The following is a 15,599-nucleotide window of genomic DNA, read 5'->3' on the forward strand; positions in this document are numbered from 1 at the left end:
CCTGATGTCCGTCGTGTGGGTTTTCCCCGGTCAGGGGTCGCAGCGCAAGGGCATGGGCGCGGGCGTCCTGGAGCGGTACCCCGACCTGTGCGCCCGCGCCGACGAGATCCTCGGCTACTCCGTCGCCGAGCTGTGCGACGATCCCAGGCGGCTGCGGGAGACCCGCTACGTGCAGCCCGCCCTGTTCACGGTCAACGCGCTGAGCTTCCTCGCCCGGCAGGAGGAGGGCGGCCGGCCCGACTACCTGGCCGGGCACAGCCTGGGCGAGTACGCGGCGCTGTTCGCGGCCGGCTGCTTCGACTTCGAGACCGCGCTCGGCCTGGTCAAGCGGCGCGGCGAGCTGATGTCGGCAGCGGGCGGCGGCGCCATGGCCGCCGTGCTCGGCGCCGACCGGGAACGGCTGGAGGAGCTGCTGGCGGGCACCGGCGTCGACATCGCCAACTACAACTCCCCGGAACAGGTCGTCCTGGCCGGGCCCAAGGACGAGCTGGACGCGCTCAGCCGCGGCGGCCCCGGCAAGTGGGTGCCGCTGAGCGTGAGCGTGCCCTCGCACTCGCGCTACATGGAACCGGCCGCCGACGCCTTCGCCGAGGCGCTGGACGGCGTGCGCATCGAGGAGCCGCGGGTGCCCGTCATCTCCAACGTGACCGGACGCCCGTACCGGGCCGGCGAGGCGGCCGAGCTGCTGCGCCGCCAGATCTGCAACCCGGTGCGGTGGGTGGACGGCCTGCGCTACCTGATGGACCAGGGCGTGTCCGAGCTGGAGGAGATCGGCCCCGGCGACGTGCTCACCAAACTGTGGACGGTCACCCGCCGCCACCCGCCCGAGCCGGCGGAGACGCCCGTCGCCCAGGAGCCGGCGGAGACGCCCGCCGCCCGCGAGCCGGCGGCCAGGCCACCCGTCCGGGAACCGGTCGAGTCGCCCGCCGTCCGGGAGCCGGTCGAGTCGGCCGCCGTCCGGGAGGCCGGGATCGCGCTCGGCTCGGCCGAGTTCCGCGCCGACTACCGCGTCCGCCACGCCTACCTGGCCGGGTCGATGTTCAAGGGCATCGCCTCGGCCGAGCTGGTGATCAGGATGGGCCGGGCCGGGCTGATGGGCTTCCTCGGCGCCGGCGGCCTCACCCTGGACCAGATCTCCGAAGCGCTCGACACCGTCCAGTCCGCCCTCGGCCCGGACGGCGCCTACGGCGTGAACCTGCTCTACGGCTTCGACGAGGACGGTCTGGAACGCGAGACGGTGGACCTGCTGCTCCGCCGCGACGTGCGGTACGTCGAGGCCGCCGCCTACCCGCACATCACCGCGCCCCTCGTCCGCTACCGCTACAGCGGCGCGCACCGCGACCCGGCCGGGCGGCCGGTCGCCGTCCGGCACGTGGTGGCCAAGGTCTCCAGGCCCGAGGTCGCCGCCGCGTTCATGCGGCCCGCCCCGCAGGCCGTCCTGGACCGGCTCGTCCGGGAGGGGGCGCTGAGCGCGGCCGAGGCGGAGGTCGCCGCGGAGCTGCCGGTCAGCGCGGACGTCTGCGTCGAGGCCGACTCGGCAGGGCACACCGACGGGCGCTCGCCGTACGCGCTGATGCCGGCGATCCTGCGGCTGCGCGACGAGGAGATGGCCGCCCACGGCTACGCCCGGCGGATCAGGGTCGGCGCGTCCGGCGGCATCGGCGCACCGGAGGCCGCCGCCGCCGCGTTCGTGCTCGGCGCCGACTTCATCGTCACCGGCAGCGTCAACCAGTGCACCCCGCAGGCCGGGACGTCCGACGCCGTCAAGGACCTGCTGGCCGGGCTCGACGTGCAGGACACCGCCTACGCCCCGGCCGGCGACATGTTCGAGATGGGCGCGCAGGTGCAGGTCGCCAGGAAGGGCACGCTGTTCCCGGCCCGCGCCAACAAGCTCTACCAGCTCTACCGCCAGTACGGCTCGCTGGAGGAGATCGACGAGCGGACCAGGCGGACGATCCAGGACAAATTCTTCCGCCGCTCCTTCGAGGAGGTGTGGGAGGAGACCCGGGCCTTCCTGGCCGCGCGCCGGCCGGCCGAGCTGGCCCGCGCCGAGCGCGACCCCAAGCACCGGATGGCGCTCGTCTTCCGCTGGTACTTCGTGCACACGATCAGGCTGGCGCTGCGCGGCGAGGCCGGACGGCAGGTGGACTACCAGGTCCACTGCGGGCCGGCGATGGGCGCGTTCAACCGGTGGGTGGCGGGCACGGAGCTGGCCGACTGGCGGGCCAGGCACGTGGACGTCATCGCCGACCGGCTGATGGAGGCCGCAGCCGGGCTGCTCGAAGCCCGGCTGCGCGACCTGGCCAAGGACGGTTAGACACTGAGGACGGTTAGCCGCTGAAGGACGGCTAGACGTTGAGCAGATGGCGGTTCAGGTCCTCCTGGACCGCCGTCAGCACCTCGGGCCGCGGGCCCTTGAGGTAGAAGTGGTCGCCGCCGAACACGCGCAGCGTGAAACCGCCGCCGGTGGCCTCGGCCCAGGCGCTGATCTCGTCCGGGTCGACCTCCGGATCGGCGTCGCCGGTCAGCGCCGAGATCGGGCAGTCCGGACGCGGGCCGGGCAGCGGCGAGTACGACTCGTTCAGCTCGAAGTCGGCGCGCAGGCCCGGCAGGAACACCTCCAGCAGGCTGCGCTGGTCCATCACCTCCGACGGCGTGCCGTTCAGCTTGCCCAGCTCGCTCAGCAGCTCGTCCTCCGACAGGTCGGTGAAGCGGCGGCGGCGGGTCGGCAGGTGCGGCGCGCGGCGTCCGGACACGAACAGCACCGCGGGCGGGAAGCGGCGGGCCGTCTCCCAGGCCACCACGGCCCCCATGCTGTGCCCGAACAGCGCGAACGGCCGGTCGGTGTACGGCTCGACGGCCTCCGACAGCGGCCCGACGAGCTCCTCCATGCGGTTGTAGGGCCGCTCGCGCAGGCGCGACTCGCGCCCCGGCAGCACCACCGGGCAGACGTCGACGTCCGGCGACAGGTGCTCGTCCCATTTGCGGAACAGCGCCGACCCGCCTCCCGCGTGCGCGAAGCAGAACAGTCTGATGCGGGCGTCGGCTCTGGGCTCGCCGCCCGCTATCCAGGAACCAGGCATGGTCAGAAAGTTACGGCCGATCGCCTTGCGCTGCCTGCTCAGTCTTGAGCAGGCAGCGCGCGCCGTCCTCACTAGCGTCGCAGTGAGGGAGGAGGCCCATGGAGCACGACGAGCGCGTGACGGAGACGGTCATCCGCCTGCTGGCCGAGGTGCTGCCCGGCGGTGCGGAGCTGACCCCCGACGCTTCACTCAAGGACAGCGGACTCGACTCGATCTCCGCGGTACGGGTGTGGTTCGAGATCCAGCGGGAGTTCTCGCTGGACTTCCCCGTGGAGCGGCTGGGCGGCTGCGCGACGCCGGCCGAGCTGGCCGCGCGGATCGCCGAGCTGGCCGGGACGGCGGAGCACGACACCCCCGTGACCGGCGGGACGATCACCCGGGCCCCCGGCGACCGGCACGAGCCGTTCCCCCTGACGCCCCTGCAGCAGGCGTACGTCATGGGCGCGGACGAGGACGCCACCCCCGACCCGGTCGGCTGCCAGGTCTACCGCGAGTTCGAGGTGCCCGGCGTGGACCCCGCCCGCCTGCGCGCGGCCTGGCAACGCGTCGTCGACCACCACGACGCCCTGCGCCTGCAACTGGGCGAGGACGGCACCCAGCGGATCCTGGAGCAGGCCCCCTCCTGGGACCTGCCGGTGGACGAGCCCGGCGCCCGCGAACGCCTCGCGCACCGGCGTTACGAGCCCGGCGTCTGGCCGCCGTTCGCCGTCGAGGTCACCACGCCCGGGACCGTGCACTTCGGCATCGACGCGAGCGTGACCGACGGCCGCGGGCTCGACGTGCTGCTGCGCGACTGGTGGCGCTGCTACCGCGACCCCGGCCACACGCTGGAGGAGAGCGGGCTGTCCGTCCGCGACTGCCTGCTCGCGCTGGACGCCCAGCGGCGCGGCCCCCGCCACCAGGAGGACCTGGACTACTGGCGGGAGCGCCTGGCGGACCTGCCGCCCGGCCCCGCCGCCGGCGTGCCCGACGGGTCGCCGCGCTCCGCGCTGACCGGCTCGCTGACCGCCGCCCAGTGGGGCGCCCTGCGCGCCAGGGCCGCCGAGCTGGACGTCTCGCCGACCGCGCTGGTGCTGACCCTGTTCGCCGAGACGGTCGGCAGGGGAGAGGACTGTTCCCTGGCCCTGACCACGACCGGCCGGGCCTGGCTGCCGCGCGAGGTGGACGAGGTGGTCGGGCCGTTCACCGGCACCGCCGTGTTCGCCGCCGGGAGCACGCTCGGCGAGCCGCTCCCTGAGGCGGTCCAGGAGGTGCACCGGCGGCTGTGGAGCGACCTCGGCCACGCGGGCGTCCCCGGCGTGACCGTCATGCGGGAGCTGCGCGAGCGCACGGCGCTGCCCGTCGTCTTCACCAGCCTGCTGGACGCCCGGCCGGACGAGGCCGTGCCGCCGGTGACGTACGCGCTGAGCCAGACCTCCGGCGTCGCGCTCGACCACCAGATGTGGGAGCACGACGGCGAGCTGCGGGTGCGCTGGGACCTGGTGCCCGGCTGCTTCGCGCCCGGCGAGCCGGAGGTCCTGTTCGCCCGCTTCACCAACGCGCTGCGCGCCCTGGCCGCCGACACCGGCGAGGAGGAGATCCGGCCGCTCAACGAGCTGCAGAAGGCGTACTACGTGGCCCGCGCGGGCGGCTCGCACCCGTACGACGGCTGCCAGGTCCACCACAGCTTCCACGTCCGCGACCTGGACCGGGACCGGCTCGAACGGGCCTGGCTGCGGCTGGTGGCCGCGCACGACGCGCTGCGCTCGGAGGTCACCCACGACGGGACGCTGCGGGTCAGGCCGCACGCGCCGGAGAACTGGAGCATCCCCGAGACCCCCGGCGTCGAGTTCGGGGAGCTGGCCGGGGAGATGGCCGGGCGGGCGTTCCCGCTGGGCCGCTGGCCGCACTGGGAGCTGCGGGTCAGCGGCGAGACGGTGCACGTGGCCGTCGACCTCGCCGTGCTGGACGGCCGGAGCATCCACATCGTGCTGCGCGAGCTGTTCCGGCTGTACGCCGACCCGTCCGCCGAGCCGCGCCCGCCCGCCGAGGCCCCGGCCGCCCCGGAACGTCCGCGCGAAGGGGGCTACTGGGACGAGCGGTTCCGCGACCTGCCGCCGGGGCCCGAGGTGGCCACTGCGCCCGCGCGCCGCGTCCGGCTGAGCGGCAGCGTCGCCGCGGTGTCCGACGAGACCGTCTTCGCCGCCCTGGCCGGCGCGCTGCGCGGGCGCTTCGCCGATCCGTTCAGCGTGTCCGTGGTGCGGTGGACCGCCGAGTCCGAGCCGCGCCGCCCCGGCGAGCACACCGCCCTGAGCTGGGTCACCGACGCCGAGTCCTACCCGGACCGGATCGCCGCCGACGCCGCGAACGGCGCCCTTACCGGCCTGGCCACGCTGCGCGGCCACGTCATGAAGGAACGCCGCCGCCGCGCCTACGCCTTCCCCGTCGTCTACACCAGCACCCTCGACCTGACCGAGCACCCCCTGCCGGACGGCGTCGAGGCCGGGCCCTGGATGACCTACACCCCGGACGTCGCGCTCGACTGCATCGTCATCAGGGAGGGCGACCGGCTGCACTACCACTGGGACGCGCTGGAGCCGGAGTTCCCCGACCTCGCCGAGCTGTTCGCGGCCTTCGAGGACCGGCTGCGCCCCGCGCACCGGCTGTTCGAGCGGCAGGCCGCCGCCCGCCCCGACGCGGTCGCGCTGCGGCACGCCGGCGGCACCATGACGTACGGGGAGCTGAACCGGCGCGCCAACGCCGTCGCCTGGCGGCTGAAGGAGCTGGACGTGGGGCCGGGGACGGTGGTCGCCGTGCGCCTGTGCCGCGGGCCCGACATGGTGGCCGCCGTCCTCGGTATACACAAGGCGGGCGGCGCCTACCTGCCGGTGGAGCCGTCCCTGCCCGACGAGCGGGCCGCCGTCATGCTGGACGACGCCGCCGCCGGTCTGGTGCTCACCTGCGCGGGGACGCCCGGCTGGGCCGTGCCCGAGGGCGTGCGCGCCGTCGAGCTGGACACCGGCCCCGACGATCGCGGCGACGACCGCGGCGACCCGCCCCTCGCCGGCACCGTGGACGACCTCGCGTACGTGATCTTCACCTCGGGCAGCACCGGCAAGCCCAAGGGCGTCGAGGTCAGCCACCGGCCGCTGCTCAACCTGCTCGACTGGTGCTACCGCACCTTCGGCTTCGACGCCTCCGACGTCGGGCTGTGCGTCACCTCGCTCGGCTTCGACCTGTCGGTGTTCGACATCTTCGGCCTGCTCGGCCGGGGCGCCTCGCTCTACATCGCCGACGAGGGCCAGCAGCGCGACCCCGAACTGCTGCTGGACGTGCTCATCGACGAGCCGATCACGTTCTGGAACTCCGCGCCCACCACGCTCAACCAGCTCGCCCCGCTGCTCGCCGAGCGGCAGGGCGGGGAGGGCACCGGCGACCTGCGGCTGGTCTTCCTCAGCGGCGACTACACGCCGCTGCCGCTGCCGGACGCCGTGCGCGCGACCTTCCCGCGGGCGCGGGTGGTCAGCCTGGGCGGCGCGACCGAGGCCACCGTCTGGTCGAACTGGTTCGAGGTGGGCGAGGTCGACCCGTCGTGGCGGAGCATCCCGTACGGGCGGCCGATCGACGACGCCCTCTACTACATCCTCGACGAGGACCGGCGGCCCTGCCCCGAAGGGGTGGAGGGCGACCTGTTCATCGGCGGCAGGTGCCTGAGCCTCGGCTACCGCAACCAGCCGGAGCTGACCGCCGAGCGGTTCGTGCCGGACCCGTTCGCGGGCGGGCGCATGTACCTGACCGGCGACCGGGCCGCGCTGCTGCCCGACGGCAACATCACGTTCCTCGGGCGGGCCGACAACCAGGTGAAGATCCGCGGGTTCCGGGTGGAGCTGGGCGAGATCGAGCACCGGCTGCGGCAGCATCCGGGCGTGCGGGACGTCGTCGTCCTGGCCCGCGACGACCGGTCGGGGGAGCGGAAGCTGGTCGCGTACGTGATGGCCGAGGGCGCGGAGCCGGACGTCGGGGAGCTGCGGGCGCACGCGGCCGGGACGTTGCCGGCGTACATGGTGCCCAACCACGTGGCGTTCGTCAGCACGTTCCCGGCCACCTCCAACGGCAAGCTGGACCGGGACGCCCTCCCGTGGCCGCTCACCGACCGCGCCCCCGAGCCGGAGCCCGAGCCGGAACCCGAGCCCGAGCCCGAGCCCGAGGTGGCGGGGCGGACGGTGGCGGAGATCGCCGAGCTGTTCGCCGAGCTGATCGGGGTCGAGGAGGTCGATCCCGGCCAGGACCTGTGGGACCAGGGCGTCACCTCCTTCACCATGGTCCAGGTCTCCAAGGCGCTGCGGAAGCGGTACGGCAGGCGGGTGCCGGTGGCGCTGCTGCTGGAGAACCCGACCGTCACCGGCATCGCCGCCGTCGTCGGCGCCCCCGCCGGCGAGCCCGCGACGAAGAAGCCCGCCACGGAGAAGCCCGCCACCGATGAGCCCGCCACCGATGAGCCCGCCACCTATGAGCCCGCCGCTGGTGAGCCCGTCGAGCAGCCTCTTGAGCAGCCCGTGCGGGCCGGGGGCGAGGCGGACGGGCCGGGGGAGGTCGACTTCTTCTCGCCCGAGGACCGGGAGGCGTTCAAAGCGGGCCGATGGAACCTGCGCCCGCTGGAGCCCGACGCCAGCCTCATCCGCCTCGACCGCCTGGACGTGCCCGAGGAGCACTTCGCCTGGCGGGCCAGCGTGCGCGACTTCGCGCCCGGCTCGCTGCCGTACCGGTCGCTGTGCCGGCTGCTCGGGCTGCTGCGCGAACGGCGGCTCGGCGACCGCGCGCGCCACCTGTACCCGTCGGCCGGGGACACCTACGCCGTGCAGGCGTACCTGCACGTCGCCAAGGGCGCGATCAGCGGGGTCGCCGAGGGGATCTACTACTACAACCCGGTCGAGCACGCGCTCCAGCTCGTGAACGGCCGCCCCGAGCTCGACCGTACGGCCCACTTCGTCTACAACCGCGACCTGTACGACCGCGCCGGCTTCAGCCTCTACCTCATCGGCCAGACCAAGGGCATCGAGCCCCTGTACGGCGAGCAGAGCCTGCGCTACCTGACCCTGGAGGCGGGCTACCTCGGCCAGCTCCTGATGACCGGCCAGGCGGCCTGCGGCATCGGGCTGTGCCCCATCGGCGAGGTCGCCTTCGACCAGGTGCGCGACCAGTTCGACCTGGACGACGGCCACCGCTTCCTCCAGGCGTTCCTGGGCGGCCCCGCCGAGTACGCGACCGGCGACGCCACCCCCGTCTTCGCCACCCCGGACCCGAAACCGACCCCCCGCCCCGAGCCCACTCCTCACACCGAGCCCACCCAGCGCACCGAGCCCGCACCCCGCACCGAGGCCGCCCAGCGCACCGAGGCGGCCCGGCGTGGGGAGCCGGTGCCCGACGAGCGGCCGGGCGGGCTGGCCGTGATCGGCATGGCCGGACGCTACCCCGGCGCCGACGACCTGGACGGCTTCTGGCGCAACCTCAGCACCGGCGCCCGCAGCCTGGGCCCGAGCCCCAGGGGTGAGCGTCCCGGCGGCTACCTGGAGCACATCGACCGCTTCGACAGCCTGCTCTTCCACATCTCGCCGAAGGAGGCCGCGACGCTCGACCCGCAGCTCAGGCTCCTGCTGCACAGCGTCTGGGAGTGCCTGGAGCACGCCGGTCACACCCCCGGCTCGCTGCACGCGACCGCTCCCAGGGTGGGCGTCTTCGTCGGCTCGATGTGGCACGACTACCAGCACGCGGGCGCCGCCGCCTGGCGCGCGGGCGGCCCGGCCGTGGTGTCGGCGACCGCGTCCGACATGGTCAACCGCGTCTCGTACTTCTTCGGCTTCACCGGGCCGAGCATCGCCGTGGACACGTCGTGCTCGTCCACGCTGACCGCCCTGCACCTGGCCGCCCAGGCCATCCGTACGGGCGACTGCGACGCGGCCGTCGTCGCGGGCGTCAACCTGCTCGCCGACCCCTACCACGCCGGGCTGCTGGCCGGGCTGGGCCTGCTGGCCGACGAGGCCGGCGCCGCCGCCTTCGACCCCGACCGGCCCGGCTGGACCGTCGGCGAGGGCGCCGGCTCCTTCCTGCTGCGGCCCGTCGCGGACGCCGTCCGGGCGGGGGACGCCGTCCACGGCGTGGTCGAGGCCACCTGGGTCGCGCACACCGGACGTACCGGGCGGTTCACCGCGCCGAGCGCCGAGGCCATGGCGGCGTCCATGCGCGGCGCCCTGGAGCGGGCCGGGGCCGGGCCCGGCGACGTCTCCTACGTCGAGTGCGCGGCGGCCGGCGCGGTGCTGGCCGACGCGGCCGAGGCCGAGGCGCTGGCCGAGGTCTTCGGCGAGCGGGCCGAGCCCGTCGCGGCGGGCACGCTCAAGCCGAACATCGGCCACCTCGAAGCCGCGTCCGGGGCCTCCCAGCTCGCCAAGGTGCTGCTGCAGCTCCGGCACGGACGGCTGGCGCCCACCCTGCTCGCCGAGCCGCCCACCGACGCGGTCACCGTGCCGGAGCAGCCGCAGCCGTGGACCGGCGAGCGGCGGGCGCTGATCAACGCCTTCGGCGCGACCGGCACGCACGCCCACGCCGTCGTCCGCGCGCCCCTTCCCGAGGAGACCCCGGGCAGCGCGCCGGATGAGAGCTCGGGCAGCGCGGCCGAGAGGACCCCCGGCAGCGCGCCCGAGGGGACTCCGGGCAGCGCGGCCGGGGACGGCCGGGAGCACGCCGTCCTGGTCTCCGCCGCGACCCGGGAACGGCTGGTGACCGCCGCCCGTCGCCTGGCCGAGGCCGGGGAGCGGGACGTGCGCCGGATCGCCTACACCACCCAGACCGGGCGCGCCGCCCTCGCGCACCGGCTCGCCGTCGTCTGCCGTGACGCGGACGGGCTGCGGGAGGGGCTGGAGGCGTTCGCGGCGGGCAGGACGCACCCGTCCGTGCTCACCGAAGGCTCCGGCGACCGCCCGACCGGCACACGGGCTGGCGCAGAGGCCGGTTCAGCGGCCGGTTCAGCGGCCGGTTCAGAGGCCGGGGCGGCGGCCGCCTGGGTGGCCGGGCAGGACGTCGACTGGGCCCGGTTCTGGCCGGAGCCGCCCGTGCGGGTCGCGCTGCCGTCCTACCCGTTCGAGGCCGAGCCGTACTGGATCGAACGGGCGGAGCCGGTCGCGCCGGAGGCCGCCGCCGACGACATGGAGGACTACCTCAAGGGCGTCTACGCCGAGGTCTCGGGCATCGACGCCGACCGGCTGGGGACGCGGGTGCCGCTGGAGCAGTACGGGCTGACGTCGTCCCAGATCGTGGAGCTCAACGCGCGGCTGGAGCGGGACCTGGGCGAGCGGTCGCGCACGCTCTTCTTCGAGCACAAGGACCTGGCCGGCGTCGCCGCCGCACTGTCCGCCAGAACCCCCGCCCCGCCCCCGCGCCCAACTGACCAGCCGAACCAACCGAACCAGCCGAACGAACCGGACCAGTCGGACCAGCCGGACCAGCCGGATCGGGCCGTCCGGGCCGATCGGGCCGACCGCACCGGGCCGCGCTCGGCCGGGCCGGACAGCGCCGATGACGGCGCGATCGCCGTCATCGGGATCGCCGGGCGCTACCCCGACGCCCCCGACCTGGGCGCGTTCTGGGAGAACCTGGCCGCCGGACGGCACTCGCTCTCCCGCGTCCCCGCCGACAGGACCCGCGACGGCTGGCCCGTGGATCTCATGTGGGGCGGCTTCCTCGACGGCGTCACCGACTTCGACCCGCTGCTGTTCGGCATCACCCCGCGCGACGCGGCCCTCATGGACCCGCAGGAGCGCGTCTTCCTGGAGGTCACCTGGGAGGCCCTGGAGGACGCGGGCTACCCGCGCACCCGCCTGCGCGACCGCCACGGTTCGAACGTCGCCGTCTACGCGGGCGTGATGTACAACGAGTACCCGTTCTTCGGCGTCGAGCAGAGCCTGCGCGGCACGCCCCAGGACACCGGCGCGACCCTCGGCGGCGTGGCCAACCGCGTCTCCTACCACCTGGACCTCAAGGGGCCCAGCATGTCGGTCGACACGATGTGCTCGTCGTCGCTGGCCGCGCTGCACCTCGCGGTCCGGTCGCTGCGCCAGGGGGAGTGCGAGCTGGCGATCGCCGGCGGCGTCAACCTCAACCTGCACCCGAACAAGTTCGTCCAGCACGCACGCATGCGGCTCACCGCCGGTGACCGGCGCTGCCACAGCTTCGGCGCGGGCGGCGACGGCTTCGTGCCCGCCGAGGGCGCCGGGGTCGTCCTGCTCAAGCCGCTGTCCAGGGCCAAGGCGGACGGCGACCGCATCCACGCCGTGATCAGGGGCACCGCCGTCGTGCACTCGGGCCGGACGAACGGCTGGGTGGTGCCGAGCCCCGTCGAGGAGGGCGAGCTCGTCGCCCGCGCGCTCGCCGACGCGGGCGTGGACCCGGCAGACATCGGCTACCTGGAATGCCACGGCGCGGGCACCGCGCTCGGCGACCCCATCGAGATCAACGCCCTGATGCGGGTGTTCGGGCAGGCGGGGGTCGCGCCGGGCAGCATCCCGATCGGCTCGGTCAAGTCGAACCTCGGGCACGTCGAGTCGGGCGCCGGCATCGCCGGGCTCACCAAGATCGTGCTCCAGCTCCGGCACCGGCGGCTCGTGCCCTCCCTGCACGCCGACGAGCTCAACCCGGACATCGCCTGGGACGAGATCCCCTTCCGCGTGCAGCGGGAGGCGGCCGACTGGCCCGCGGGGCCCGGCGGCGCGCCCCGGCGGGCGGGCCTCAGCTCGTTCGGCGCCGGCGGGACGATCGCGCACGCGGTGATCGAGGAGGCCCCGCCCGCCCAGCCCGCCGCGACCGGCACGCCCGACGCCGGGCCGCAGCTCATCGTGCTGTCGGCCCACGACGAGCGGCGGCTGCGCGCCATGGCGGACCGGCTGGCCGGCCACCTGCGCGCGACGCCCGAGAGCCTCGCCGACGTCGCCCACACCCTCCGGGTCGGACGGGAACCGCTGCGCGAACGGCTCGCCCTCGTCGTCGCGGACGTTGCTGAGCTGTGCGAACGGCTGGCGCGGTTCGCCCGGTCGGAGCCCGCCGACGTGCTGCGCGGCCGGACCCGTCCCGGCGTCCCGCCGTCCGGGCGGCCCGGCGACCAGCAGTCCGGACGGCCCGGCGACCTGCTGGAGCTGGGACGGCACTGGGTGGACGGCGGCCACGTGGACTGGACGCCGACGCCGGGCGCGCGGCTGGTGGGGCTGCCGTCGTACCCGTTCGACCGGATGCGCTGCTGGCCCTTCGAACCCGCCTCGGGCGACCGGGAACCGGCCGCAGCCGAAGTGCCGCTTTTCGAGCGGATCTGGACGCCGTCCGGGCAGCCCGCCCACGACCCCGGGACGCTCGGCGACGGGACCGTGGTGTGCCTGTTCGGCGACGCCTCCGAGGAGCTGGCGCGCTCGCTCGGCGACCAGGTCGTGCCCGTGGGCGCGGGCGACCCCGTCCCGGAGGAGTTCACCGGCTGGATCGACCTGCGCGACCTGGGCGAGGCCGACCCGGCGGGCGAGCTGGACCGGCTCGCCGTCCTGCGGGACGCCCTGGCCCGGCGCCGCCCGCTCCGGATCCTGCACGTGACCAGCGGCCTGCTGGACCTCGGCGGCGCGTCGCCGAGCCTGGCGGGGGCGCGGATGGCGGGGTTCGTGCGGATGCTCGCCGCCGAGTACCCGTCGGTGACGGCCACGGTGCTGGACAGCGACCGGCCCACGGCCGCGCAGATCCGCGCCGAATGGGCGGCCGACGAGCCGTACGGGGAGGTCTGCTACCGCGACGGCGAGCGGTTCCGTCCGGATCTGCGGGAGTTGTCCGCGCCGTACGCCGAGCCGCGGCTCGATCCCGCGGCCGTCTACGTCGTGAGCGGCGGCACCAGGGGGCTGGGCGCGCTGGTGGCCCGCCACCTGGCCGATCGCGGCGCGCGCCGGCTCGCCCTGCTCGGCGTGCGTCCGCTGCCGCCGCGCGAGCAGTGGGACGGCTCCGGCGAGGAGGCCGTCGCCACCGTCCTCGACCTGGAACGCGCGGGCGCCCGGGTGGTCGTGCACACCGGGCCGCCGTCCGGGGTGGCCGCCTTCCTGGACGGCGTGCGCCGCGAGCTGGGCCCGATCGGCGGCGTCGTCCACTGCGCGGGACGCTCCAGCCAGGGCCGCCCGTCGCTGGCCCACAAGTCCGAGGACGACCTGCGGGCCGTGCTCGCGCCCAAGGCCGACCTGCTGGAGGCGCTGGACGAAGCCTGCGCCGGGGACCGTCCGGCCTTCTTCGTCGCCTTCTCCTCCGTGTGCGCCGCCGTGCCCGCGCTGGCCGCCGGGGTGGCCGACTACGCGGCCGCCAACGCCTTCCTCGACTACTGCACCGGGGTCAGGCGGCGGTCCGGGCGGACCGAGTTCCGGTCGGTCGACTGGCCGCAGTGGCGGGAGTCCGGCGGGGCGCGCGGCAAGCCGAACGTCGGCGAGGCCGTCGGGCTCGCGTCCCTCGGCGACCGCGACGGGCTGCGGGTGCTGGACCGGGTGATCGGGCTGCCGCGCGGCGCGACCGTGCTGCCGTGCCCGCCGTCCGGCGCGTCCGTGGACGTCCCGGCGCTGATCCGGCTGCCCGAGCGGGCCGGCCGCCGTCCGGCCGCCGCCCGTCCGGCTCCTGGGCCGGCGCGGGACGCCGGGGGCCCGGACTGGCTGGCCGTGCTGTTCTCCGAGACGATCGGCATCCCCGTGGACGCGCTGGACCCGACGGCGGAGTTCGGGGACCTCGGCGTCGAGTCGGTGATGCTGGCCGAGCTGGTGCAGCGCATCGAGGAACGGCTCGGGGAGAGCCTGGAACCGTCGCTGCTGCTCGACTACCCGACGCTGGAGCAACTCCGCGACCGCCTGCGCGTCCCGGAGCCGGAAGCCGACCGCCCGGACGCCCCCGAGCCGGAAGCCGACCGCCCGGACGTCCCGGAGCCCGACGCCGACCGCCCGGCAGCCCCTTCGCCGACCGTCAGCCGCCCGGACGCCCCCGAGCCTGCCCCTCCCGGTGTCGCCGAGGACCGCAGGATCGCGATCATCGGCATGGCCTGCCGGTTCCCCGGCGCCCCGGACGTGGCCGCGTTCTGGCGGAACCTCACCGAGGGCCGGTGCGACGTGCGCGAGGTGCCCGCCTCCCGCTGGGACCACCGGAAGCTGTACTCGCCCGAACCGGCCCTCGGCCGCAGCATCAGCAAGTGGGGCGGCTTCGTCGACGGCATCGAGGACTTCGACAACGACTACTTCGGCCTGGGCGAGGACGAGGCCCGCGCTCTGGACCCGGCCATCCGCATGTTCCTGGAGTGCTGCGCCGCCTGCCTGGCCGACGCCGGTTACGACCCCGCCGAGCTGCGCGGACGCCGGGCCGGGGTGTTCGCCGGAGCCCGCATGTCCGACTACGGGCGCCGGGTCGGCGTCCGGCCGGGCGGGCTGGCCTCCGACCAGAACTTCATCGCGGCCAGGGTCGCCCACCACTTCGACCTGCGCGGCCCCAACCTCGTCGTGGACAGCGCCTGCTCCTCCTCGCTGGTCGGCGTGCAGCTCGCCGCGCAGAGCCTGCTCGCCGGGGAGGCCGAGGTGGCCCTGGCGGGCGGGGTGGAGGTGCTCCTGGACGAGAACGACTACCTCCAGCTCAGCGCGGCCAAGGCGCTGTCGCCCACCGGACGGTGTCACACGTTCGACGAGCGCGCCGACGGTTTCGTGCCGGGGGAGGGGTGCGGGGTCGTCCTGCTCAAGCCGCTGCGCGCGGCGCTGGCCGACGGCGACCGGGTGCACGCGGTCATCGAGGCGGTCGCGGTGAACAACGACGGCCGCACCATGGGCGTCACCACGCCCAACCCCGAGGCCCAGGCCGACGTGGTCCGCCGGGCCCTGGCGGCGGCCGGCCGCACGCCTGCCGAGATCGGCCTGATCGAGGCGCACGGCACCGGCACGCTCATCGGCGACCCCATCGAGCTGCGCGCCCTGACACGGGTGTTCGCCGAGGGCGGCGGCGACCCGGGAACGTGCGCGATCGGCAGCGTCAAGAGCAACATCGGGCACACGCTCAGCGCGGCCGGGATCGCTGGCCTGATCAAGGCGGCGCTGGCCGTCGAGCACGGGCGGATCCCGCCGACGTTGTCCTGCGAGCGGCCCAACCCGCGCTTCGACTTCGCCGCCTCGCCCTTCGAGCCCGTCACCGAGCCGCGGGACTGGCCCTCGCCCAGGGTCGCGGGCGTGAGCTCGTTCGGGCTCGGCGGCACCAACGCGCACCTCGTGCTGAGCGAGCCGGACCCGCGGCCGGGCGTGCGGCCGGAACGCGAGCCCGCCCCCGCGCCGGTCTTCCGGCGCAGGCGACTGTGGCTGGAGCGCGACCCGGCCCCGGCCGGCGACCCGGCCCGTGACCCGGCGCGCGACCCGGTCCCGGCCGGCGCCTCCGGCCCCGGCCCCGATCCCGGTCCACCGGACGACGCCAGCTCGCTGCTCGACCTGAACATCACCACGGGGAGGCGCTGACTCC

Annotated in this window: 3 protein-coding genes; 2 read left to right on the forward strand and 1 reads right to left on the reverse strand. The window is 75.2% G+C overall.

Annotated features, from left to right (window positions below):
- Nucleotides 1–4 precede the first annotated feature (4 nt).
- Complete coding sequence (gene fabD / locus ACIBST_RS10810) at nucleotides 5–2,317, forward strand: ACP S-malonyltransferase (RefSeq protein WP_397170822.1); 2,313 nt, start codon at nucleotides 5–7, stop codon at nucleotides 2,315–2,317.
- A gap of 31 nt (nucleotides 2,318–2,348) precedes the next feature.
- Here fabD and ACIBST_RS10815 read toward each other — a convergent pair whose 3' ends face one another.
- Entirely contained in the window at nucleotides 2,349–3,083 is a 735-nt protein-coding gene (locus ACIBST_RS10815) for a thioesterase II family protein (RefSeq protein WP_397170823.1), read from the reverse strand.
- Nucleotides 3,084–3,181: 98 nt separating this feature from the next.
- Between ACIBST_RS10815 and ACIBST_RS10820 the strand changes: the two genes are divergently transcribed.
- Nucleotides 3,182–15,595: an amino acid adenylation domain-containing protein gene (locus ACIBST_RS10820; RefSeq protein WP_397170824.1), complete on the forward strand. Its 12,414-nt coding sequence runs from the start codon at nucleotides 3,182–3,184 to the stop codon at nucleotides 15,593–15,595.
- Nucleotides 15,596–15,599 lie beyond the last annotated feature (4 nt).

It is taken from the genome of Nonomuraea sp. NPDC049684 (genome assembly GCF_044465345.1).
Taxonomy (GTDB): domain Bacteria; phylum Actinomycetota; class Actinomycetes; order Streptosporangiales; family Streptosporangiaceae; genus Nonomuraea.